General features: G+C 70.9%; 19 protein-coding genes and 1 tRNA gene. 10 read left to right on the top strand and 10 right to left on the bottom strand.

Annotated elements, in window-relative coordinates; translation table 11 throughout:
- Positions 1-366: 366 nt before the first annotated feature.
- Together U1T56_RS19430 and phnX are read left to right on the top strand one after the other, a co-directional pair.
- Positions 367-1,512 (top strand): TIGR03364 family FAD-dependent oxidoreductase, encoded by a 1,146-nt coding sequence (locus tag U1T56_RS19430; protein WP_418161156.1) that lies wholly within the window; start codon positions 367-369, stop codon positions 1,510-1,512.
- Positions 1,513-1,526: 14 nt separating this feature from the next.
- A complete protein-coding gene (gene phnX, locus U1T56_RS19425) occupies positions 1,527-2,351 on the top strand; it encodes a phosphonoacetaldehyde hydrolase (RefSeq protein ID WP_418161155.1) in 825 nt (274 codons plus the stop codon).
- A 21-nt stretch (positions 2,352-2,372) separates the two neighbouring features.
- On the opposite strand, the gene U1T56_RS19420 is transcribed toward phnX, so the two are convergent.
- A complete protein-coding gene (locus tag U1T56_RS19420; RefSeq protein ID WP_418161154.1) occupies positions 2,373-4,430 on the bottom strand; it encodes an AsmA family protein in 2,058 nt (685 codons plus the stop codon).
- A 221-nt stretch (positions 4,431-4,651) separates the two neighbouring features.
- Here U1T56_RS19420 and rpmF point away from each other — a divergent pair, with 221 nt between their 5' ends.
- Entirely contained in the window at positions 4,652-4,846 is a 195-nt protein-coding gene (gene rpmF / locus U1T56_RS19415; protein WP_418161153.1) for a 50S ribosomal protein L32, read from the top strand.
- A 102-nt stretch (positions 4,847-4,948) separates the two neighbouring features.
- On the opposite strand, the gene araD1 is transcribed toward rpmF, so the two are convergent.
- Positions 4,949-5,965, bottom strand: coding sequence for an AraD1 family protein (gene araD1 / locus U1T56_RS19410; RefSeq protein WP_418161152.1), 1,017 nt, complete (start codon positions 5,963-5,965; stop codon positions 4,949-4,951).
- Positions 5,966-6,236: 271 nt separating this feature from the next.
- Here araD1 and U1T56_RS19405 point away from each other — a divergent pair, with 271 nt between their 5' ends.
- From U1T56_RS19405 to denD, 5 genes are all read left to right on the top strand, one after another.
- Positions 6,237-6,899, top strand: coding sequence for a class I SAM-dependent methyltransferase (locus U1T56_RS19405; RefSeq protein ID WP_418161151.1), 663 nt, complete (start codon positions 6,237-6,239; stop codon positions 6,897-6,899).
- Between the two features lie 74 nt (positions 6,900-6,973).
- Positions 6,974-8,479 carry a histidine ammonia-lyase gene (gene hutH / locus U1T56_RS19400; protein ID WP_418161150.1) on the top strand — a complete coding sequence of 502 codons (1,506 nt, stop codon included), beginning with the start codon at positions 6,974-6,976 and terminating at the stop codon, positions 8,477-8,479.
- Positions 8,480-8,682: 203 nt separating this feature from the next.
- The gene (locus tag U1T56_RS19395) at positions 8,683-9,963 is read left to right on the top strand and encodes a nucleotide sugar dehydrogenase (RefSeq protein ID WP_418161149.1); all 1,281 of its coding nucleotides are present in this window, start codon (positions 8,683-8,685) and stop codon (positions 9,961-9,963) included.
- 4 nt (positions 9,964-9,967) lie between these two features.
- On the top strand, positions 9,968-11,002 hold the full coding sequence (locus U1T56_RS19390) for an NAD-dependent epimerase (protein WP_418161148.1): 1,035 nt from the start codon (positions 9,968-9,970) through the stop codon (positions 11,000-11,002).
- A gap of 85 nt (positions 11,003-11,087) precedes the next feature.
- Entirely contained in the window at positions 11,088-12,062 is a 975-nt protein-coding gene (denD, locus tag U1T56_RS19385) for a D-erythronate dehydrogenase (RefSeq protein WP_418161147.1), read from the top strand.
- Between the two features lie 9 nt (positions 12,063-12,071).
- Here the strand turns inward: denD and U1T56_RS19380 are convergent, their stop codons facing one another.
- From U1T56_RS19380 to U1T56_RS19365, 4 genes are read right to left on the bottom strand one after another with little or no spacing between them, the layout of a single operon-like run.
- The gene (locus tag U1T56_RS19380; protein WP_418161146.1) at positions 12,072-13,076 is read right to left on the bottom strand and encodes a 4-hydroxyproline epimerase; all 1,005 of its coding nucleotides are present in this window, start codon (positions 13,074-13,076) and stop codon (positions 12,072-12,074) included.
- Positions 13,077-13,089: 13 nt separating this feature from the next.
- Positions 13,090-13,884, bottom strand: a complete 795-nt coding sequence (locus U1T56_RS19375) for an ABC transporter ATP-binding protein (RefSeq protein ID WP_418161145.1) — start codon at positions 13,882-13,884, stop codon at positions 13,090-13,092.
- Entirely contained in the window at positions 13,881-14,777 is an 897-nt protein-coding gene (locus U1T56_RS19370; protein ID WP_418161144.1) for an ABC transporter permease, read from the bottom strand. The genes U1T56_RS19375 and U1T56_RS19370 overlap by 4 nt, the downstream gene beginning before the upstream one ends.
- Before the next feature lie 25 nt (positions 14,778-14,802).
- Positions 14,803-15,777: an ABC transporter substrate-binding protein gene (locus U1T56_RS19365; RefSeq protein WP_418161143.1), complete on the bottom strand. Its 975-nt coding sequence runs from the start codon at positions 15,775-15,777 to the stop codon at positions 14,803-14,805.
- A 78-nt stretch (positions 15,778-15,855) separates the two neighbouring features.
- On the opposite strand from U1T56_RS19365, the gene U1T56_RS19360 reads away from it, so the two are divergent.
- Positions 15,856-16,182, top strand: a complete 327-nt coding sequence (locus U1T56_RS19360) for a hypothetical protein (protein ID WP_418161142.1) — start codon at positions 15,856-15,858, stop codon at positions 16,180-16,182.
- A 121-nt stretch (positions 16,183-16,303) separates the two neighbouring features.
- Here the strand turns inward: U1T56_RS19360 and U1T56_RS19355 are convergent, their stop codons facing one another.
- Positions 16,304-17,797, bottom strand: coding sequence for a CoA-acylating methylmalonate-semialdehyde dehydrogenase (locus tag U1T56_RS19355; RefSeq protein ID WP_418161141.1), 1,494 nt, complete (start codon positions 17,795-17,797; stop codon positions 16,304-16,306).
- Positions 17,798-17,990: 193 nt separating this feature from the next.
- Between U1T56_RS19355 and U1T56_RS19350 the strand changes: the two genes are divergently transcribed.
- A tRNA-Leu gene (locus tag U1T56_RS19350) sits at positions 17,991-18,077 on the top strand.
- Positions 18,078-18,172: 95 nt separating this feature from the next.
- On the opposite strand, the gene cas2 is transcribed toward U1T56_RS19350, so the two are convergent.
- Genes cas2 through cas1 form a run of 3 tightly spaced genes read right to left on the bottom strand, consistent with a single transcriptional unit; the run spans position 18,173 to position 20,243 of the window.
- The gene (gene cas2, locus U1T56_RS19345; protein WP_418161140.1) at positions 18,173-18,502 is read right to left on the bottom strand and encodes a CRISPR-associated endonuclease Cas2; all 330 of its coding nucleotides are present in this window, start codon (positions 18,500-18,502) and stop codon (positions 18,173-18,175) included.
- The gene (locus U1T56_RS19340; RefSeq protein WP_418161139.1) at positions 18,499-19,290 is read right to left on the bottom strand and encodes a CRISPR-associated endonuclease Cas1; all 792 of its coding nucleotides are present in this window, start codon (positions 19,288-19,290) and stop codon (positions 18,499-18,501) included. The genes cas2 and U1T56_RS19340 overlap by 4 nt, the downstream gene beginning before the upstream one ends.
- Positions 19,287-20,243, bottom strand: a complete 957-nt coding sequence (cas1, locus tag U1T56_RS19335; protein WP_418161138.1) for a CRISPR-associated endonuclease Cas1 — start codon at positions 20,241-20,243, stop codon at positions 19,287-19,289. The genes U1T56_RS19340 and cas1 overlap by 4 nt, the downstream gene beginning before the upstream one ends.
- Positions 20,244-20,245 lie beyond the last annotated feature (2 nt).

The following is a 20,245-nucleotide window of genomic DNA, read 5'->3' as shown; positions in this document are numbered from 1 at the left end:
CACCAGAAGATGCGCACCACGGCTCCACCGCCGCCTGCACATCCCCTCTCAACACAACCTGCCAACGATGAGAAAGAACGCCGAGACACCGGTCTTACGGCGCGCAACCCGAGGCGCACCTCAACCCGACCGGCCGATCCTCGTTTTCGCCGCCCGATCATCGGCGGCGGAGGCGGTATGTACTCGCGTCGGAACCCGGCTTCAAGCCCTTTTTTCGAAGTTTACGACATTTTTCGCGCGAGCCCTCGACGCCGGGCCTTGCCGTTTCCGATGCACGTGGTCATGCCGGCCTTGGCGAGACGCGCCGGCAGCCGCTAGGGTCGGCGTCGACGACGGTACGGCGACGTGGATGCAAGCAGGACGGCCATGGGCGGCAGGACGGCGGCCTCGGGAAGCTACGATCTCGCGGTGGTGGGAGCCGGCATCTGCGGTCTCGCCCATGCGCTCGCCGCCGCGAACCGTGGCAAGCGGGTAGTGGTGATCGACCGCGACGCGCAGGCGAACGGGGCCTCGATCAGGAATTTCGGCTTCGTCACGGTCACGGGCCAGCAGCGTGGCACCTGCTGGCAGCGAGCACGGCGCTCGCGCGAGGTCTGGGCCGAGCTGGCGCCGCGGGCCGGTATCCGCATCGAACAGGAAGGGCTCGTGGTGGTCGCCCGCAGGCCCGAAGCACAGGCCGTGCTCGAAGCCTTCCTTGCCACCGAGATGGGCGAGGCCTGCGAGCTGCTCGGACCCGAAGCCGCACGTCGGCGCTTCCCCATGCTCGGGGACGGCCCGTTCGCGGCCGTGCTCCACAGCCCGCACGAGCTCCGGGTGGAATCGCGGGACGCGATTCCGGCTCTGGCACGCTGGCTCGCCGAGGCGAAAGGCGTCGTCTTCCTGCGCGAGACCTTCGCGTGCAGCGTCGAGCCGCCTTCGATCGAGACCTCGCGCGGGCGGATCGCGGCCGAAGCCTGCATCGTCTGTCCGGGCGACGACTTCCTGAGCCTTTTCCCCGAGCGCCTCACCGCTTACGGCCTCACCCGCTGCAAGCTGCACATGCTGCGGGTGGCGCCCCCTGCCCCCGGCTGGCGGATGCAGGCTCCCGTGATGTCGGATCTCGGGCTCGTGCGCTATCTCGGCTATGCCGAGCTGCCGGAAGCCGCAGCTCTGCGGCGGCGGCTCGAGGCCGAGCAGGCGGCCGAGCTCGCGAACGGCGTGCATCTCATCGCCGTGCAGAGCCGGGACGGCTCCCTCGTCGTGGGCGATTCGCATCATTACGCCACGACGCCGGACCCGTTCGCGCCGGATGCGGTCGACGCCTTGATCCTGGGCGAGCTCCGCGCCGTGCTGGACGTGCCGCAGCCTCGGGTCGTCGCGCGCTGGACCGGCACCTATGCCTCGGCTCCCGACCGGCTGATGCTGGTCGACCGGCCTGCCGATGCGGTACGGCTCGTCCTGATCACGAGCGGCACGGGTGCGAGCACCTCCTTCGCCATCGCCGAGGAGGTGATCCGGGAACTCTACGGCTAGGGGAGGTCAAAGCGATGAGCCAGCGCCTGCAGCATCTAAAACATCTAAAAGCGGTCGTGCTGGACTGGGCCGGAACCATGGTCGACCACGGCTCGCTCGCACCCATGGGGGTGTTCGTCGAGGCGTTCCGGCGGTTCGGGGTCGAGATCACCATCGACGAGGCACGCGGGCCCATGGGCCTGCCCAAGCGCGCCCACATCGCCGCCCTTCTGGCGCAGCCCCGCATCGCCGAAGCCTGGCGGCAGGCGCACGGCCGGCTGCCGGGCGAGGCCGAGATCGACGCCGTCTACGAGGTGTTCGTGCCCATGACCGTCGAGGTCGCCGCGCACTACGCCGACCTCGTGCCGGGAGCGGCGGCGACCGTGCGCACGCTCCGGGCGCTCGGGCTCAAGATCGGCTCGAGCACCGGCTACACGCACGACATCGTGGCGCGCATCCTGCCGATCGCGGCCGAGCAGGGCTACGCGCCGGACTGCGTGGTGTGCGCGGGCGACACCCCCGACGGCCGGCCGACACCGCTCATGCTCTACAAGACCCTGCTCGAGCTCGCGGTCTGGCCGACCTGGGCGTGCGTGAAGGTGGACGACACCGAAGTGGGAATCGAGGAGGGCCTGAACGGCGGCGCCTGGACGGTCGGGGTGGCGGTGACCGGCAACCTGACCGGCCTCTCGCTCGCCGCCTGGCAGGCGCTGGGCGCGGCGGAGCAGGCCGAGCGGCGCGCGCGGGCCACGGCACGGCTCGCCGCGGTAGGGGCGCACTACGTCGTCGACGGTGTGGCCGATCTCCTCCCGGTCATCCACACCATCGAGGGACGGCTCGCCCGCGGCGAGCGGCCGTGAGGCGACCGGCAGAAAACGCGCTCAGCGGCCACGCAGCAGATCCCGCACGAACCCCTGCCCCGCCTTCCCGAGGACGCCCGTGGCGGCTTCGAGGGCTTTCTCGGGATCGTCGAGCGCGTCCGGCGGCAGGCCGGGAACGGCCGGTCCGCGCGCGCGCATGGGCTTTGCGCCGAGCTCGAGGCAATCCCTGCCCCCCTCGCCCCCGAGCCCGCCAAGGGCATCCAGCATCGCCGGCGGAAAGAGTGCGCCCCCCAGCAGATCGCCGAGCCGGCGGGCCGCATCCTTCTCGTCGAGACGGAAGGCGGGGCGGACGAGCGGCCCCTGCACCGTGACCGGCAGCGCCACGTCGACGCTCGTGATCTTGGCCCGGGGCGCCAGGATCAGATCGAGCTGCTCGCGGCCGAGGTCGATCGTGCCCTTGCCGATCAGGGCCGTGCGCTCCGTGTCGAGGACGAGATCGGGCCGGGCGATGCCGTCCGCGACCGGGACGGCAAGCACCAGGCAGCGCAGACGTGTGACGTCGCTCGCCTGCCGGCCGAGTGCGGTGGCGAGGATCTCGCCCGCTCCACCCGCGAGCCGGTCGAGCGCCGCCGTGCGCAGCCCGCCACCCGACATGAGGAGTGAAACCTGCCCGGCCAGGGATCCCGCCAGATCGTGCGGCGAGGCGCCCCGGGCCGCGAGCTCCGCCCGCAGATCGCCCTCGCCTTCGAGGAGCGTGGTCACGGCGAGCCGCTCCAGGACCCTGCCCAGATCGAGCCGGTCGGCAGCGAGCTCGAGCCGGAGCTGCACCGGATCGTCGTGCGCGTCGACGGCGAGGCTGCCGGTCACCGGCCGGCCTTCGAGCGTGAGGCGCACCGGATCGAGGCGCAGCCTGCCGTCCTCGAGCTGCACGGCGATCTGGACGTCCTGCAAGGTCGGCCCGCCGGTCTCGAGCTCGCCCACGCGCGCGCTCGCCTCGGCGTCGGCGGCACGGAGGCTCCGGATCGGCAAGGGCTCCTGCGAGAACAGGGGGGCCTCGGCCCGGCCGGCCCCGTCGGATGTGCCACTGCTGGCGCCATGGCCAAGACTCAGAAGTGGACGCAGGTCCAGGCGCTCGGCGCCGAGCGCCACCTCGATCCGTGGCCGTGGCCCGTCGAGGCGGACGGCGCCGCTGCCGCCGAGCCTGTTGCCGGCGAAGCCGAGCGACAGGTCCGAGAGCACGAGACGGCGCCGGTCGCCCGCGAGCTTGCCTTCCAGGTCGAGCGGCGCGAGCCGCGCCACCGCAGCCTCCGGCACGTGGCCGGCGAGGATGGCGGGGTCGGCAGCCTGGAAGCGGAAGGCGAGGTTCATCACGGGCTCGGCCGGGTGCGCGATCGTCCCGTCGAAGGCGCTCTCGACACCGGCGATGCGGCCGTCGAGATCGAGCGGAACGCGCTCGCCGGCCAGGAACGTGGCGAGCGGCCCGGTCTGACCCTTGATCGCGAGCGGCAGGCCGTCGACGGCACCGTCGAGCTGCAGGCCGATCGGGGCCATGGGCTGGAGATTCAGGACCTGCGCCCGATCGAGCCGGATGGTGTGCTCGGTGCCGCTCCGGCCGTCGCGGTAGGTGACGAGGCCGTCCTTCAAGACGAGCTCGTGCACGGTCGGGAAAGCGGCGCCCGCCGCTCCCGGCTGCCCGTCGCTTCCGGCCGCCGGGAGCGATCTTTTCGCGGCGAACCACCAGTTCGGGCTGCCGTCCGACCCGATCTCGAGGTGGATCGTCGGGCGCACGAGCACGATCCGGTCAATCTCGGGACGGCCGGACAGGAGAGAGAGCGCATCGAGCTGCAGCTCGAGCCGCTTCAGCTCCGCCATGACGGGCCGGCTGGCCCATGGCGGGTTGGCGAGCGTCACCCGCTCGACCGCGAGCGTGGGCCGCAGGGCCAGCGCCAGATGGAGCTGGCCGTCGATCGTGAGCTTGCGGCCGGTGGCCTGCTCCACCCGTTCGGCGATCAGGCGGCGATAGACGCTTTCGTCCAGCCACCACAGCCCGAGCGCGCCGATGACGGGAACCGCCAGGATCGCAAGCAGGACCAGAAGGAGGATCGTGCGCAGGCGCATGGGCGGGGCTCCCGACGGATGAGGCAGCTTATGTCAGAGGACGGCGATACCGCCACGACTCGGACTCGGCGGCATGCTCACCTTCGCGCGACGTTGACCGCACCGGCGTAATGCCTTATCAAGCCGCGCGCTTCGTCTCGGCCCCGCTGGCGGCCGACCCGACGGATTCCGAGCCCAGAGCGGCCTTTGCGGCGCCTTTCCCGACTGAAGGATCGATCCCCATGGCAGTGCCCAAGCGAAAGACCACGCCCTCGCGCCGCGGCATGCGTCGCGCCCACGACTTCCTGACCGGCCCGACGGTGGTCGAGGACAAGGAGACCGGCGAGTTCCGCCGGCCGCACCACATCGATCTCAAGACCGGCATGTACCGCGGCCGCCAGGTGCTGATCCGCAAGGAAAAGACGGAGCAGGCGTAAGACTCCGCCGGACGGTCGCTCCCCGCCTGCGGGCGGCCCTCTCGTCCGGCAGGAGACGCGGGGCATCGGGCCATCCCGGCCGCGATGCCCGGCGAGCCGGCCTCAGAGCGCCCTGACACGCACGAGCCCGGCGCCGTTCTCGGCCACCCGCAGCGGGTTGCGCAGCGGCCGGCCGAATTCCGGGGCCTCGATCTCGAACACGTCACCCGCCCGCGTCCGCATCCCGTCGGCGAAGCTCAAGGTCGCCGTGCCGAAATAGTGCACGTGCACGTCGCCGGGGATGCGGTGCTCGGCGTACTTGAAGTGATGATGCTCGAGATTGGCGAGGCTGTGCGACATGTTGGCCTCGCCGGTGAGGAACGGCTTCTCCCAGACGATCTGCCCGTCGCGACGGATCCGGCTCGTGCCGCGGATGTCGGCCGGAGCGGGTCCCAGGCGCAGCTCGGGTCCGAACGAGCTCTGGCGCAGCTTGGAATGGGCGAGGAGGAGATAGTTCTTCCGCTCGGTGACGTGGTCCGAGAACTCGTTGCCGAGCGCGAAGCCGATCCGCACCGGCGTGCCGTCCGGAGCGATCACGTAGAGTCCGGCGAGCTCCGGCTCCTCGCCCGCATCCTCGGCAAAGGCGGGCGAGACCAGCGGCTGTTCGGGCGGCACGACGAAGTGGCCGTTGCCCTTGTAGAACCATTCCGGCTGGGCGCCGACCGCGCCCGCGGCCGGCCGGCCGCCCTCGAGGCCCCAGCGGAACATCCTCATCGAATCGGTGAGCGTCGCCTCCTCGGCCGCCGTGGTCGACTTGTGCATCTTGTCGCGCGTGTCGGCGCTGCCGAGATGGGTGAGGCCCGTCCCGGTGATGTGGCAGCGGCTGGGCTCCGGATGATCGAGCGGCGGCAGCAGGCGCTTCTCCTGCACCACGGCCTCGTAATCCACGCTCTCGCCGCCGCTCATGCGGGCCCGGACGGCGGCCTCGAGCGACGCCCCGCCTTCGGCCAGCACCGCCATCGCGAGATCGTAGACTCGCTCCACGCCGGGCAGGAGCGTGAGCGTGCGGGCATCCTCGGCAGCCACGCCGACGCGGCGGGCCCCGTCCTGCGTCAGGAACTGGACCAGACGGAGCGTCATCGGCGTCCCTTCCGAGGCCGGGCGATACGGTGAGCGCTGCATGTCATGTCGACCTCCCTGGCTGTCTTGTCGCGTCGTACGGGCCAGCACCTAGGGCCGCTGCAGCCGTCGCGCGACACCGGCGTTCCGGTACTAGGCGGAGATGCACCTCGAGGTTAAGCACAATCTGCACCTGTCCGGTTCGGGTTGGCGCGACGGTCGGCCCGCGCTTATCGTCCCGCGGCCGGCCGTTGCAGCGGGGAGCAGCGGCCCGAGAGAAGGAGCACCGTTCATGAGTCCGCGCACGCCGACCCTCTCCGATCGCCTGCGGAACTATCTCCTGTCGGTCGGGCTGCGCGAGCATCCGGCGCTGGCCGATCTCCGCCGTGCCACCGATGCGCTGCCCGAGGGCGGCATGCGCAGTTCGGCCGAGCAGATGCAGCTTCTGGCCTTCCTGATCGAGCTCATGGGTGCCAGGCGCGTGCTCGAGATCGGCTGCTTCACGGGCTACGGCACCCTCGCCATGGCGCTGGCTCTACCCGGGGACGGGCGGATCGTGACACTGGACGTGAACGATCATTGGGCCGAGCTGGGCCGCCGGTACTGGCGGGTGGCCGGCGTGGCGGAGCGGATCGAGCTGCGGCTGGGCCTCGCCCAGGAGAGCCTGGACCGGCTGCTCGCCGAGGGCGCCGCGGCGAGCTTCGATCTCGTCTATGTCGATGCCGACAAGAAGCTCTACGATGCCTACTACGAACGGGCGCTGGTGCTGGCGCGGCCGGGCGGTGTGATAGCGCTCGACAACGTGCTCTGGCATGGTGCCGTGGCCGATCCGGACGACCGCTCGCGCCAGGCGGCGAGCCTGCGCGCGCTCAACGCGAAGATCCATGCCGATCCCCGCGTGAGCATGATCGTCCTTCCCATAGGCGACGGCCTCACCCTCACCCGCAGGCGCTGAGGCAACCGAAGGATGCTGATACTTGAGGAAGGTCCCGATAGGATGCCGGGGTCCGTCGAGCGGGAGGTGACGAGGTGAGCGAGAGCGAGGTTCTGGTTCCGGGCCGGCTCAGGCTGGATGCGCTCGAGCGCTGGATGAGAACGCCCCGCCTGCGGCTCGCGCTCGAGGAGAGTTTCTGGCCGGGCGTCGAGCGCGCGGCCGCGCTCGTGGCCGCGGCTGCCGCTGGCGAGCGGCCGGTCTACGGGGTCAACACCGGCTTCGGCAAGCTCGCCCGGGTCCGCATCCCGCCCGCCGACATCGAGGAGCTGCAGCGCCGCCTCGTGCTCTCGCACATGTGCGGCGTCGGGCCGACCCTGGACGACGGGACCGTGCGCCTCGTCCTCGTCCTCAAGGCGGCGAGCCTGAGCCTCGGCCGCTCGGGTGTGCGCCGGGTGACGATCGAGGCTCTCCTTCACCTCCTCGCCCACGACGCGCTCCCCGTCGTCCCGGCCCAGGGCTCGGTGGGCGCTTCCGGCGACCTCGCTCCGCTCGCCCATGTGGCGGGCGCTCTCGTCGGCATCGGCCGGATCAGGCTCGCCGGCGACACGCTCCCGGCCGGGGAGGCCCTTGCCGCCATCGGCCTCGCCCCCCTCACGCTCGGCCCCAAGGAGGGCCTCGCCCTGCTCAACGGCACACAGGTCTCGACCGCGCTGGCCCTTTCCGGCCTGTTCAAGGCGCAGCGCCTGTTCGACACCGCCCTCGTCGCCGGCGCCATGAGCACCGACGCCGCCCAGGGCAGCGACGTGCCGTTCGATCCCAGAATCCAGCGCGCCCGCAACCAGCCGGGCCAGGCCGAGGTCGCCCATCTCCTCGCCCGTCTGCTGGCAGGCAGCGAAATCCGTGCTTCGCACCTTACCTGCGAGCGCGTCCAGGACCCCTATTCCTTGCGCTGCCAGCCGCAGGTGATGGGGGCCGTGCGCGATCTCCTGATCGATGCCGGCGCCGCCCTCGAGCGCGAGGCCAACGGTGTGTCCGACAATCCTCTGGTCTTCGCTGAGGAGGGTGAGATCCTCTCGGGAGGCAACTTTCATGCCGAGCCCGTGGCATTCGCCGCCGACCGGATCGCCGCCGCCATGGCCGAGACCGGCAACCTCGCCGAGCGGCGCGTGGCCCTGCTTACCGACCCGGGCCTGAGCGGCCTTCCGGCCTTCCTGACCCCCTCACCCGGCCTCAATTCCGGCTTCATGCTCCCACAGGTGGTGGCGGCAGCGCTCGCGACCGAGAACAAGCACCTGGCGCACCCGGTTGCGACCGACACGATCCCCACCTGCGCCAACCAGGAGGATCATGTCAGCCTCGCGACCTATGCTGCGCGGCGCCTCCATCCCATGGCCGAGAACCTCGCCCGCCTTCTCGCCGTCGAGCTCCTCGCCGCCGCCCAGGGCATCGAGCTGCGCCGCCCCTTGCGCTCGAGCGCGCCCCTGGAACGGGCGCTCGTCGCGATCCGCGAGGTCTGCCCCTTCCTCACCGACGACCGCCCGCTCGGCGAGCCGATCGAGGCCGTGGCCGCCATGGCGCTCGAGGGCCGCTTCCGGCCATGAGCTGTCCAGAGACGCCATGCGGGCGGGCGACGGCTGCTCCGGCACACCTGCAGCTGCGTTCCCCTCGGGCCGCGGCAGCACCCTGCCGCGAGAGATCGGCCCTGCGGCATGGCCAAGCCTTTCCTTAGCACACTGCTCTATCTTGGCATCTTGCGGGGGACGGCGAACCGGTGTCTCTCGTGCCCGGCTTCGGAGTGGATTTCATGCTCGAGAAGATTGCGGTCATAGGGCTCGGCTACGTGGGCCTGCCGGTGGCGGTGGGGCTGGCGCGGGCGCACGGGAAGGTCACAGGCTTCGACATCAAGCCCGAGCGCGTGGAAGCGCTGCGCCGCGGCGAGGACGCGACCCGCGAGTTCGCGCCCAAGGAGCTCGAAGGCCTCGATCTCCTCTACACCACCGATCCCGCCGATCTCGCGGGCTGCACCTGCTTCATCGTCACCGTCCCCACCCCCATCGACCACAACCGCCAGCCCGACCTGACACCCTTGCGCAAGGCCTGCGTCACCATCGGGTCCGTGCTGCAGAAGGGGGCGCTGGTCGTGTTCGAGAGCACGGTCTACCCTGGTGTCACCGAGGAGGTCTGCGGACCCTGGCTCGCCCAAGCCTCGGGTCTCGTGCAAGGGGTCGACTTCGCGCTGGGTTACTCGCCCGAACGGATCAATCCCGGCGACAAGGAGCACCGGCTCGAGACCATCACCAAGATCATCGCCGCCTCCGATCCCCAGAGCCTCGGGAGACTCGAGGCGCTCTACGGGCCGGTGATCCGGGCGGGTCTGCACAAAGCGCCCTCGATCAAGGTCGCCGAGGCCGCCAAGGTGATCGAGAACACCCAGCGCGACCTCAACATCGCGCTGATGAACGAGCTGGCCCTGATCTGCGACCGGCTCGGGATCCGCACCCACGACGTGCTCGAGGCGGCCGCGACCAAGTGGAATTTCTTACGCTTCTCGCCGGGGCTCGTCGGCGGGCACTGCATCGGCGTCGATCCCTACTACCTCACCGCCAAGGCGGAGAGCCTGGGCTACCACCCGGAAGTCATCCTGGCCGGGCGGCGGATCAACGACGGCATGGGTGCCTTCGTGGCGCAGAAGCTCGTGAAGTGCCTGATCCAGGCCGACGTGCCGGTGCGGCGCGCCCGGGTCGGGATCCTGGGGCTGACCTTCAAGGAGAACGTGCCGGATCTCCGGAACAGCCGGGTGCCGGACATCGTCAAAGAGCTGGCCTCGTTCGGGATCGCGGCCATGGTGCACGATCCGCTGGCCGATCCGCACGAGGCCGAAGAGGAATACGGGCTCGAGCTCACGCCGCTGGAGCGCTTTCGCGAACTCGATGCGCTCGTGCTCGCCGTGCCGCACCGGGTCTATCTCGAGCAGGGCACGGATGCGCTTGTCGCCCTGCTGACCCGCAGCGGCATCCTCATCGACGTCAAGTCGGCGCTGCGCCCCGAGGCGCTGCCCGAGAGCCTCGCCTACTGGAGCCTGTGAGCCCATGAGTCTCGCACACGAAGGTGTGGTGCTGGTCACCGGGGCCGCCGGCTTCATCGGCTATCATCTCACCGACCGGCTCTTGGGCGAGGGCTGCCGGGTGGTCGGGCTCGACAGCCTCAACGACTATTACGACCCGCGCCTCAAGCAGGCGCGGCTCGCCCGGCTCGAGGGGCGGGAGGGGTTCCGCTTCGTGAGGCTCGACCTCGCCGATCGGGTGGGGATGGCGGAGCTGTTCGCCACGGTGCAGCCCACGGTGGTGGTCAATCTCGCGGCCCAAGCCGGGGTGCGCTACTCGTTGCAGAACCCGCACGCCTATGTGGATGCCAATCTCACAGGGTTCATGAACATCCTCGAGGGCTGCCGGCATCATGGCGTGAAGCATCTCGTCTACGCCTCGTCGAGCTCGGTCTACGGCGCCAACACCAAGATGCCGTTCTCGGTGCACGACAACGTCGACCATCCTTTGAGCCTCTACGCCGCCTCGAAGAAAGCGAACGAGCTGATGGCGCACACCTACAGCCATCTCTACGGGCTGCCGACGACGGGGCTGCGCTTCTTCACGGTCTATGGCCCGTGGGGCCGGCCGGACATGGCGATGTTCATCTTTACGCAGGCCATGCTCGAGGGCCGGCCGATCCAGGTGTTCAACCACGGGCGGATGCGGCGCGACTTCACCTATATCGACGACATCGTCGAAGGGGTGCGGCGGGTGATGGACCGGGTGCCGGCGCCGGACCCGGCCTGGTCGGGCGAGCAGCCCGATCCGGGGACGAGCAGGGCGCCGTACCGGATCTACAACATCGGCAACCACAGCCCGGTGGAGCTTTTGCACGTGATCGCGACGCTCGAGCGCGAGCTCGGGGTGGAGGCCGTAAAGGAGATGCTGCCGCTGCAGCCCGGCGACGTGCCGGCGACCTATGCGGACGTCGAGGATCTGATGCGCGACGTGGGCTTCAAGCCGGCGACGCCGATCGAAGAGGGCATCGCGCGCTTCGTGCGCTGGTACAAGGAGACTTGGCTGCCCGTCGCCGGATGAGCCCCATGCCGGCGACCGGGATGGCGGCCCCGCCTCGGGGCTGCTACACGGCAGGGCAAGCGAACGCATGGGGAGGCTCTGTGGCATGCGCGTCCTGATCACAGGCGGGGCCGGGTTCATCGGCAAGAAACTCGCGGCACGGCTGCTCGAGCGTGGGCGGCTCGGGGACGGACGGATCGACCACGTCACCCTGTTCGACGTGGCTCCGGCCGAGGGTCTGCCGGCCGACCCGCGGCTCGAGATCCGCACCGGCGACATCACCCGCATGGGTGTCCTGCTCGACCTGCTGCGGCCGGGCCATGACGCGATCTACCACCTCGCCGCAGTGGTGAGCGGGGCGGCCGAGGCCGACATCGATCTCGGCTATGCCGTCAACCTCGACGGCACGCGCCATCTGGTCGAGGCCGTGCGCGCCTTCGGCAGGAAGCCGCGGCTCGTGTTCGCGAGCTCGGTCGCCGTCTTCGGCGGCGACATGCCCGAGGTGATCGGGGACGAGACGCATCTGACGCCGCAGACCTCCTACGGCGCCCAGAAGGCCATGGGCGAGCTCCTGGTGGCCGACTATCACCGCAAGGGCTTCATGGATGGCCGGTCTTTACGGCTGCCCACGATCGTGGTGCGCCCCGGCAGGCCCAACAAGGCGGCCTCGACCTGGGCGAGCTCGATCTTCCGCGAGCCGCTCGCCGGCCAGGAGGCGGTCTGCCCGGTTGGGCGCGATGCCGCCATGTACGTGCTCTCGCCGCGCCGCGTGGTGGATGCGCTGGTCCACGCCATGGAGCTGCCGAGCGAGGCCTTCGGCATGACCCGGAGCCTGACCCTGCCGGGGAAAACCTACAGCGTGGCCGAGATGGTGACGGCGCTCGAGCGCGTCGCCGGCCGGAACGTGGTCGACCGCATCAGGTGGGAGCCCGATCCCGTCATCCAGCGCATCGTCGCCGGCTGGCCGACCCGCTTCGAGACGCCGCGCGCCGAGCGGCTGGGGTTCCAGGCCGACGACAGCCTGGAGGAGATCGTCCAGCAGCACATCGAGGACGAGCTGGGTGGCCGCTTCGTGGCCTGAGGCCCCGGCTCAGGTCACGAGGAACCCTCTCCAGTAAGGATCGCGCTCGTCCACGAAGATCGTGTTGAGCCCCGTCATCCGCGCCCAGCCGGCGATCGAGGGCACGATGGCGGGGCGGCCGGCGAGCTCGGTCACGGCCTCGACCCGGCCCTCGAACTCGCTGCCGATGATGCTCTCGTGGATGAAGTCGTCGCCCGCCTTCAGCTTTCCCTTCGCCGCGAGCTGGGCCATGCGCGCCGAGGTGCCGGTGCCGCAGGGGCTGCGGTCGATCGCCTTGTCGCCGTAGAACACGGCGTTCCGGGCGTGCGCCCGCGGGCTCCTCGGCCGGCCGGTCCACTGGATGTGCGAGACGTCGCGAATCGTCGGGTTCTCGGGATGCACGACCTCCACGATCCCGTTGAGCCGGCGGCGCAGCTCGGGCGAGAGGCGCTGGATCTGCCCGGCCGAGAGGTCCTCGAGGTCGCGGTAGCGGGCCTGCGGCTCGACGATGGCGTAGAAGTTGCCGCCATAGGCGATGTCGACCACGAGCTCGCCGAGCTCGGGGCAGTCCACCCGGACCTCGCTGAGCGCCAGGTACGACTTGACGTTCGTGAGCCGCACCCGCTCGACGAAGCGCCCTTCCGTCTCGTACTCGGCCACGACCCGGCCCGCCGGGGTATCGAGCTTGAGCCGGCCGGGCTCCCTGGGTGTGACGAGCCCGTGCTCGAGCGCCATGGTGACGGTGCCGATGGTGCCGTGGCCGCACATGGGCAGGCACCCGGACACCTCGATGAACAGGACGGCAACGTCGCCGTCCTCCGTGGTCGGCGGGTAGAGGATCGAGCCCGACATCACCTCGTGGCCGCGCGGCTCGAACATGAGCGAAGTGCGGATCCAGTCGAAGCGGGCGAGGAAGTCCTGCCGCTTCTCGCTCATCGTGGCACCGCGGAGCGGCGGCGCCCCGCCGGCCACGAGCCGGACCGGGTTGCCGCAGGTATGGCCGTCGATGCAGAAGAAGGCGTGGCGGACCGTCATGGGTGCCTTTCCCTCAATCCAGCAGCAGCGCGTCGTCGTCGAGCTCCTCGCCGCGGCGGCGGCGGAACTCGGCGAGGAGATCCTCGGGCGTCAGCCGGGTCTTGGCCTCGCCGCCCACGTCTAGGCAGATCCGGCCTTCGTGCAGCATCAAGAGCCGGCTGCCGCAGCCGAGCGCCTGGTGCATGGAGTGGGTGATCATGAGCGTGGTCAGCCCGAACTCGGCCACGAGCTTGCGCGTGAGATCGACGACGAGATCGGCCGTGCGCGGATCGAGCGCCGCCGTGTGCTCGTCGAGGAGCAGGATCTTGGAAGGCGCCATCGTCGCCATCAGCAGGGCGACGCACTGACGCTGGCCGCCCGAGAGCAGGCCCATGCGGTCGCCGAGCCGGTTCTCGAGGCCCAGGCCCAGCTCGGCCAGACGGTCGCGCCAGCGGGCACGGCTCCCGCCGCGCACGGCGAGCTTGAGTCCGCGGCCGCGCCCCCGCGCCTCGGCGAGTGCCAGGTTCTCCTCGATCGTGAGCCCGGCGCAGGTGCCGGCGAGCGGGTCCTGGAACACGCGGGCGAGAAGCCGTGCCCGGCGCGCGGCCGGAAGCGGGGTGACGTCCTTGCCGTCGATGACGATCCGTCCCTCGGTGGCGGGAACGGTGCCGGCCAGCACGTTGAGGAGGGTCGACTTGCCCGCACCGTTGCTGCCGATCACGGTGACGAACTCGCTTTCGGGGATCGAGAGGTCGATGCCGCGCAGCGCCCTCGTCTCGAGGACCGTGCCGCGGCCGAAGGTGACGGCGATGGATCGGAGCTCGATCATCTGACGGGTGCTAGACGGGCCATGAGCTTCGCCCGGGTCGCGGGCAGGACGAGGGCGACGCCCACGAGGACGGCCGTGATGAGGTTGAGGTCGGAGGCCTGCAGGCCCAGGATGTCGGCCTCGAGCGCCAGGGCCACGACCACGCGGTAGAAGAGCGAGCCCACGACGCAGCCGACGACGGCGACGGGCACGCTGCGGCCGGGCAGCACGGTCTCGCCGATGATGACGGCGGCAAGCCCCACGACGATGGTGCCGGTGCCGAGCGTCACGTCGGCGAAGCCGTTGGCCTGGGCGAACAGCGCCCCGGCCAGGGCTACGAGCGCGTTCGAGAGCGCCATGCCGAGGCAGGTGATCCCGCCGACGGCGATCCCTTGCGCCTCGGCCATGCGCGGGTTGGCGCCGGTGGCCCGCATGGCGAGCCCGATCTCGCTCAGAAGGAAGCGGATCAGGAGGAGGACGCAGACCAGCACCACGGCGGCGAGCAGGAGCGGCCGCGTTGCATAGAGCGGCAGGCTCAGGCGCTCGAGCGGCGTCATCAGCGTGGGCTCGGTCAGGAGCGCTATGTTGGGCCGGCCCATGATCCTGAGATTGATCGAGTAGAGCGCGATCATCGTCAGGATGCTGGCGAGCAGATGCAGGATCTTGAAGCGCACGTTGAGCACCGCCGTCACCAGCCCCGCGAGCGCTCCGGCCGCCATGGCGAGGAGCGTGCCGAGCCAGGGATCGATCCCCGAGGTGACGGCGGTGGCGACGACGGCTGCACCCAGCGGGAAGCTGCCGTCGACGGTGAGGTCCGGAAAGTCGAGGACGCGGAAGGAGAGGAAGACGCCCAAGGCCACGAGCCCGTAGATGAGCCCGAGCTCGATGGCGCCGAGGAGCGCGACGGTGCTCAACGTGCCTGTCCGGGAGATGAGGCGGTCACTTCACGACGGTCTTGGCGCGCGCCATCACCGCGTCCGGGATCTTCACCCCCATGGCCTCGGCGGCGCCGGGGTTCACGGCGAGCTCGGTGATCTCGATTCCCTGCACCGGGATGGCGCCGGGCTTCTCGCCGTTCAGCACGCGCGTCACGATCCTGCCGGTCTGACGGCCCACATCGAAATAGTTGAAACCCAAGGCCGCGATGGCGCCGCGCGGCACCGAATCGGTGTCGCCGGCATAGACCGGCAGCTTGTTCTGCCGGCCGATCTTCACGATGGCCTCGAGCGCCGTCACCACCGTGTTGTCGGTCGGCACGTAGATCGCATCGACGCTCTTCACGAGGCTCTGCGCCGCCTGCAGCACGTCGGCCGACTTGGGCGCAGCCGCCTTCTTGACGGCGAGACCGCGCGAGGCCGCCTCCTTCTCGAGGAGATCGATCAGCACCAGGGAGTTGGCCTCGCCCGGATTGTAGATCGTGCCGATGGTCTTCACCTTCGGCGTGATCTCCAGGACGAGGTCGAGATGCCTGCCGATCGGCGAGAGGTCGGTCACACCGGTGACGTTGCCGCCGGGCTTCTCCGGGTTCGTGACCAGCTTCGCCGCCACGGGGTCGGTCACGGCCGTGAACACGACCGGAATGTCCTTGGTGGCGCCGACGACGGCCTGGGCCGACGGCGTGGAGATCGGCACGATCACGTCGGGGTTCTCGCCCACGAACTTGCGCGCGATCTGGGCCGCGGTCGAGGGGTTGCCCTGGGCGCTCTCGTAGATGAACCGGAGGTTCTTGCCCTCCTCGAAGCCCGCGTCCTTCAGGGCCGCCTTGATCCCGTCGCGGGTGGCGTCGAGGGCGGGATGCTCGACGATGGCGGTCACCGCCACCGTCCTGGTCTCGGCAGCGAGGCTCGGGCCAGCGAGGCCCAGCAGGCTGGTCGTGAACAGAGCGGCAAGGGCTGTGCGGCGTCGCCAATCCATGACATCCTCCCGGGCGCCGAGCTTCGTCGTCGGGCCAGAGGCTTAGGCCGAACCGCCCGCCCCCGCAAGGACCCCTGCATGCCGACCATCCGCTTCGACCGCGAGCCTGCCGGTATCGATGCCGTCGAACGGTACCGGGACCCGACCGGCACCTTCGCCGCCGGCTACCGGACCCACGCGGGCGGCGTGATCGAGGTGGACTGCAGGGCGCACGGGGTTCGTGCTGCTGCTCGGGTGCAGTTCGCGGCGATCACGAGCCGGACGGCGTTCACGGTCCCGCCGCGATGCGGCGCCACGAACCCCGGGGAGAAGACGCCGAGAACGGCGACGGCCAGCCATCCCAGGCGAGCGACACCTCGCTTCATGACCTCGCCTGCCATCGGCAACGCGGCACGATGCCGGTAAGCCCGCCGGGAGCGCCGAGGTGCCCACGGTTCCGCCGTTTCGAGCGCCCTTCCCTCCGTCCGGGAGACGCGCTGCGGAGCGAGCCCGCCCCGCAGCGCGCCGCAACGGCGGTGTCCGCCGCTCACATCAGCGGCATGCTGAACTCCGCGCCCGCGCGGATGCCGGTGGGCCAGCGGGACGTCACGGCCTTGAGCCTGGTGTAGAAGCGCACGCCCTCCATGCCGTGGGTGTGGTGGTCGCCGAACAGCGAGCGCTTCCAGCCGCCGAAGCTGTGGAACGAGAGCGGAACCGGGATCGGGATGTTGATGCCGACCATGCCGATCTGGACCTGGTTCATGAAGGTCCGGGCGGCATCGCCGTCGCGGGTGAAGATCGCCGTGCCGTTGCCGTACTCGTGGGCGTTGATCATGCCCACGGCCTCGTCGAAGGAGTGCGCCCGGACCACGGAGAGGACGGGACCGAAGATCTCCTCCTTGTAGATCCGCATGTCGGTGGTGACGCGGTCGAACAGGCAGCCGCCGAGGAAGAAGCCGTTCTCGTAGCCCTGCATCTTGAAGTCGCGGCCGTCCACCACGAGCCGTGCCCCCTCGCGCACGCCGAGGTCGACATAGCCCTTGACCTTCTCGAAGTGCTCCCTGGTGACGAGCGGGCCCATCTCGACGCCGGGCTCGGTGCCGGGGCCGATCCTGAGCTGGCGCACGCGCGGCGCCAGGCGCTCGATCAGGGCATCGGCCACCTTGTCGCCCACCGGCACCGCGACCGAGACCGCCATGCAGCGCTCGCCGGCCGAGCCGTAGCCGGCGCCGATCAGGGCATCCACCGCCATGTCGAGATCGGCATCCGGCATCACCACCATGTGGTTCTTGGCCCCGCCCAGGGCCTGGACGCGTTTGCCGTGATCGGTACCGGTCCTGTAGATGTATTCGGCTACGGGCGTGGAGCCGACGAAGCTGACGGCGGCGATGTCGGGATGCGCCAGGATGGCGTCGACCGCCTCCTTGTCGCCGTTGACGACGTTGATGATGCCCTCCGGAACCCCGGCCTCCGTCATCAGCTCGGCCAGCGCCATCGGGCAGGACGGGTCCTTCTCCGAGGGCTTCAGGATGAAGGCGTTGCCGCAGGCGATGGCGAGGGGCGCCATCCATAGAGGAATCATGGCCGGGAAGTTGAAAGGCGTGATGCCGGCGACGATGCCGAGCGGGAAGCGGACCGAGAGGAGATCGACCCCGCCGCCGACCTGATGGCTGAACTCGCCCTTCAGAAGCTGCGGCAGACCGCAGGCGAACTCGACCACCTCGAGCCCGCGCGTGACCGAGCCCTTGGCGTCCTCCAGCGTCTTGCCGTGCTCTTCGGTGACCAGGCGCGCGAGCCGGTCCATGTCGCGCTCGATCAGCTCCTTCAGCCTGAACATCACCCGCATGCGGCGGAGGATCGGCGTCGCCGCCCAGTCGGGCTGCGCCCTCTTCGCCGCCTGCACGGCCGCATCGACCTCGGCCGCCCCGCCCAGCGCCACCCGGCCGGTCTGCTCGCCCAAGGCCGGGTCGAAGATCGGCCCGAACCTGCCGCTCTCGCCCGGCACGCGGCGGCCGGCGATGAAATGCCCGATGTCCTTCATGGGGATCGCCTCCCGTTGCTCGACTCTGGCCGGTACTTAGGCCGGCGGGCGGAGCCTCGTCCAGGGGACGGTGGCGCCGGACCGGGCGCCGGGTTTCCCGGTCGGGGACGAGGTGCGGCGCACCCCGGCCACGGACGTGCTCCCGCCACCCTTCCTTGACCCGGCGCCGGCGCCCGTTAAGATGCGCGCCCGTGCCCCTGTGGCGGAACAGGTAGACGCGGCAGACTCAAAATCTGTTGCCCGCAAGGGCGTGCTGGTTCGAATCCGGCCAGGGGCACCAAGGGTTCGGAAGCGGCTCGTGCCGGCTGCCCCGATGACCATGCCGATGCGGTGGTGTTGCGTGCTCCGGCCCGATCCGGGATCGTCGCTTGCGCGTCATCGTGACCCGGCGTCGCGGCCGCCGGCCGCTCTGCCCGGCGCCGCGGCGGGATGGCCGGCGAAAACGGCACGGGGAAGGCCCGGCTGGCCCAGGCTGGTGACGCCCCCGGCCCGCGGCACCGGATAGAGACGCAGGTCGTCGCGCCGGCGGTCGACGAGCCGGCCGATACCCGCCAGGATCTCGACGACGCCGGCGGGATCGGCCTCGAGGACAAACACCGAATACTGGGTCGGCAGGCCACGACGCTTCAGGAAGCGGTGCACCCGCCGCAGCCTCCTCGGGCAGGCCACGTCGTAAGCGACGAGCCACCATGCCGCTCGGCTCACGGCAGGAACTCGCGCAGGCAGCGCCGCAGGTCGGCCAGGTATCGGACGGTGGCCGTGGCACGCTGCTCGCGGCCGGCTTCGAACTGCCGGGCGATCCGCCGCGCGACGTCGAGCTCCGTCCGGTGCTTGCCGCCGTGCCGGGCGAGATAAGCGGCGAGCCGCCATGCCAGCCGGCCCAGATCCCAGCCCAGCAGGCCGGCGAGATCACGGCGAAGGTCGACCAGCGCCTCGGCATCGCCGCTCTGGAACCTGGCACCGATCCCTTCCTCGAGCAGCAGCCGGCACAGCTCGGCATCGAGCAGAGCCTCGAGCCGGGCGAGCAGCATCTCGCCGGGCCAGGCCGCTCCGAGCCGGTCGAGCGCCGCCAGCAGCGCCCGGCGCACGCTGGCAGGCCGCAGATCGCGCGGCCGCAGCCCGAGCGATCGCACCAGATCCAGCACCGCCCGGCGCTCGGCCGCCCGCCGCCAGTTGCCGTAGGCTTCCTCGAGCCGGCCGACGGCGCACGCCTCGTCGAGAAGCTGCGCGGTATCGGAGGGCCGCGCCCGCGCCGGCAGGCAGGTGCCGACGGTCCGCCCGCTGCCGTCGAGCAGGCTTACGGGGATGCCCCGGCCGAGGCAGGCGGCGAGCGCACCGTCGCCCCAGGCCACGGCGCCGCGCACCACGAGCCGTGTCACGCGCTGCAGCGGCCAGCGCGCATCGCTGATGCCGGCCTGCTCCAGCCGGAGCGAAGGTCCGTCCAGCACGATCCGGACCGGCGCCGCCGAGCCGTCGACGTAGAGCGGGATCACCGCGCAGTCTCCCCCGCGGCCCGGATCTCCCTCGCGACCGACCGGGCGAGCAGGCGCAGCAGCCGCGCGAGGCCGGCCGCACGGCGCTCGTAGCCGGCATAGAACCGTTCCCGGCCCGCCTTGCCCATCAGGCAGCCCGATGCGTCCTGCCGGAAGTGCTCGGGCCGCAGCTCGCCGCCGGCGAACAGCTCGAGCACGAGCTGGTCGACATGCGCGCGCACCGGCTCGACGAGATCGCAGGCGAGCGCGTCGCGGCCGGGAGCGGGCTCGTGCAGGATGCCGAGCTGCACGTCGAGGCCGACGATCTGGCACTGACGCGCCGCCTCGAAGTGCAGCAGCGTGTAGCCCAGGGAGAGGGCGGCGTTCACCGGATCGCGTGGCGGCCGCCGGTTGCGGGCGGTGAAGGCCAGAGCCGGCGCGAACAGGGTGGCGAAGCCCTGGAAGTAGGCGGCGGCCGCCGCACCTTCGAGGCCGAGCAGCCTCGGGAGATCGCCCGACACGGCAGCGTCCAGCGCCGCCTCGATCTCCGCGATGCCGCGGACCGCGCGCAGGAGCGGCCGGCGCCGGTCCGGACGCGTCTCGAGGGCGCGCGCGAGCACGCGCCGCTGCCCCTGCAGCTTGCCGAGAAGGAGCCGCCTCGCCAGGGCGGCGCGCCGCTCCCGATCGGCCTGGAGCGCATACTGCGCCAGGCGCAGGCCCGCATCGGCGTGCGGCCGGCCGAGCAGCCGGGCCGTCGGCTCGCTGCGGCGGCCGCTCAGGACGAGCACGCCGGCATCCTGCCGCCACAGCTCGCCGAGCAGGCCCGTGCTGAGGGTGGCGGCGCCGCGCACGACGAGGCGCTCGATCGCGGCGAGCGGCAGGCTCGTCGGGCGCTCGCCGGGGATACGGACGACGAGGGCGCCGCTCTCGGCGGTGAGCTCGGCGTTCTTCCGGTCGATGTAGACGGTGCGCATGG

It is taken from the genome of Benzoatithermus flavus (assembly GCF_037908215.1).
Classification (GTDB): Bacteria; Pseudomonadota; Alphaproteobacteria; order Geminicoccales; family Geminicoccaceae; genus Benzoatithermus; species Benzoatithermus flavus.
This window is presented reverse-complemented; position numbering and strand designations above follow the sequence as displayed.

Excerpts from the sequence above, each read along its gene's own strand:
- U1T56_RS19390 (WP_418161148.1), top strand. The coding sequence starts at position 9,968 with ATGAGTCTCGCACACGAAGGTGTGGTGCTGGTCACCGGGGCCGCCGGC.
- U1T56_RS19395 (WP_418161149.1), top strand. The coding sequence starts at position 8,683 with ATGCTCGAGAAGATTGCGGTCATAGGGCTCGGCTACGTGGGCCTGCCG.
- araD1 (WP_418161152.1), bottom strand. The coding sequence starts at position 5,965 with ATGACGCTCCGTCTGGTCCAGTTCCTGACGCAGGACGGGGCCCGCCGC.
- U1T56_RS19430 (WP_418161156.1), top strand. The coding sequence starts at position 367 with ATGGGCGGCAGGACGGCGGCCTCGGGAAGCTACGATCTCGCGGTGGTG.
- U1T56_RS19420 (WP_418161154.1), bottom strand. The coding sequence starts at position 4,430 with ATGCGCCTGCGCACGATCCTCCTTCTGGTCCTGCTTGCGATCCTGGCG.
- rpmF (WP_418161153.1), top strand. The coding sequence starts at position 4,652 with ATGGCAGTGCCCAAGCGAAAGACCACGCCCTCGCGCCGCGGCATGCGT.
- cas1 (WP_418161138.1), bottom strand. The coding sequence starts at position 20,243 with ATGCGCACCGTCTACATCGACCGGAAGAACGCCGAGCTCACCGCCGAG.
- U1T56_RS19375 (WP_418161145.1), bottom strand. The coding sequence starts at position 13,884 with ATGATCGAGCTCCGATCCATCGCCGTCACCTTCGGCCGCGGCACGGTC.
- denD (WP_418161147.1), top strand. The coding sequence starts at position 11,088 with ATGCGCGTCCTGATCACAGGCGGGGCCGGGTTCATCGGCAAGAAACTC.
- phnX (WP_418161155.1), top strand. The coding sequence starts at position 1,527 with ATGAGCCAGCGCCTGCAGCATCTAAAACATCTAAAAGCGGTCGTGCTG.
- U1T56_RS19405 (WP_418161151.1), top strand. The coding sequence starts at position 6,237 with ATGAGTCCGCGCACGCCGACCCTCTCCGATCGCCTGCGGAACTATCTC.
- U1T56_RS19380 (WP_418161146.1), bottom strand. The coding sequence starts at position 13,076 with ATGACGGTCCGCCACGCCTTCTTCTGCATCGACGGCCATACCTGCGGC.
- U1T56_RS19355 (WP_418161141.1), bottom strand. The coding sequence starts at position 17,797 with ATGAAGGACATCGGGCATTTCATCGCCGGCCGCCGCGTGCCGGGCGAG.
- U1T56_RS19360 (WP_418161142.1), top strand. The coding sequence starts at position 15,856 with ATGCCGACCATCCGCTTCGACCGCGAGCCTGCCGGTATCGATGCCGTC.
- U1T56_RS19365 (WP_418161143.1), bottom strand. The coding sequence starts at position 15,777 with ATGGATTGGCGACGCCGCACAGCCCTTGCCGCTCTGTTCACGACCAGC.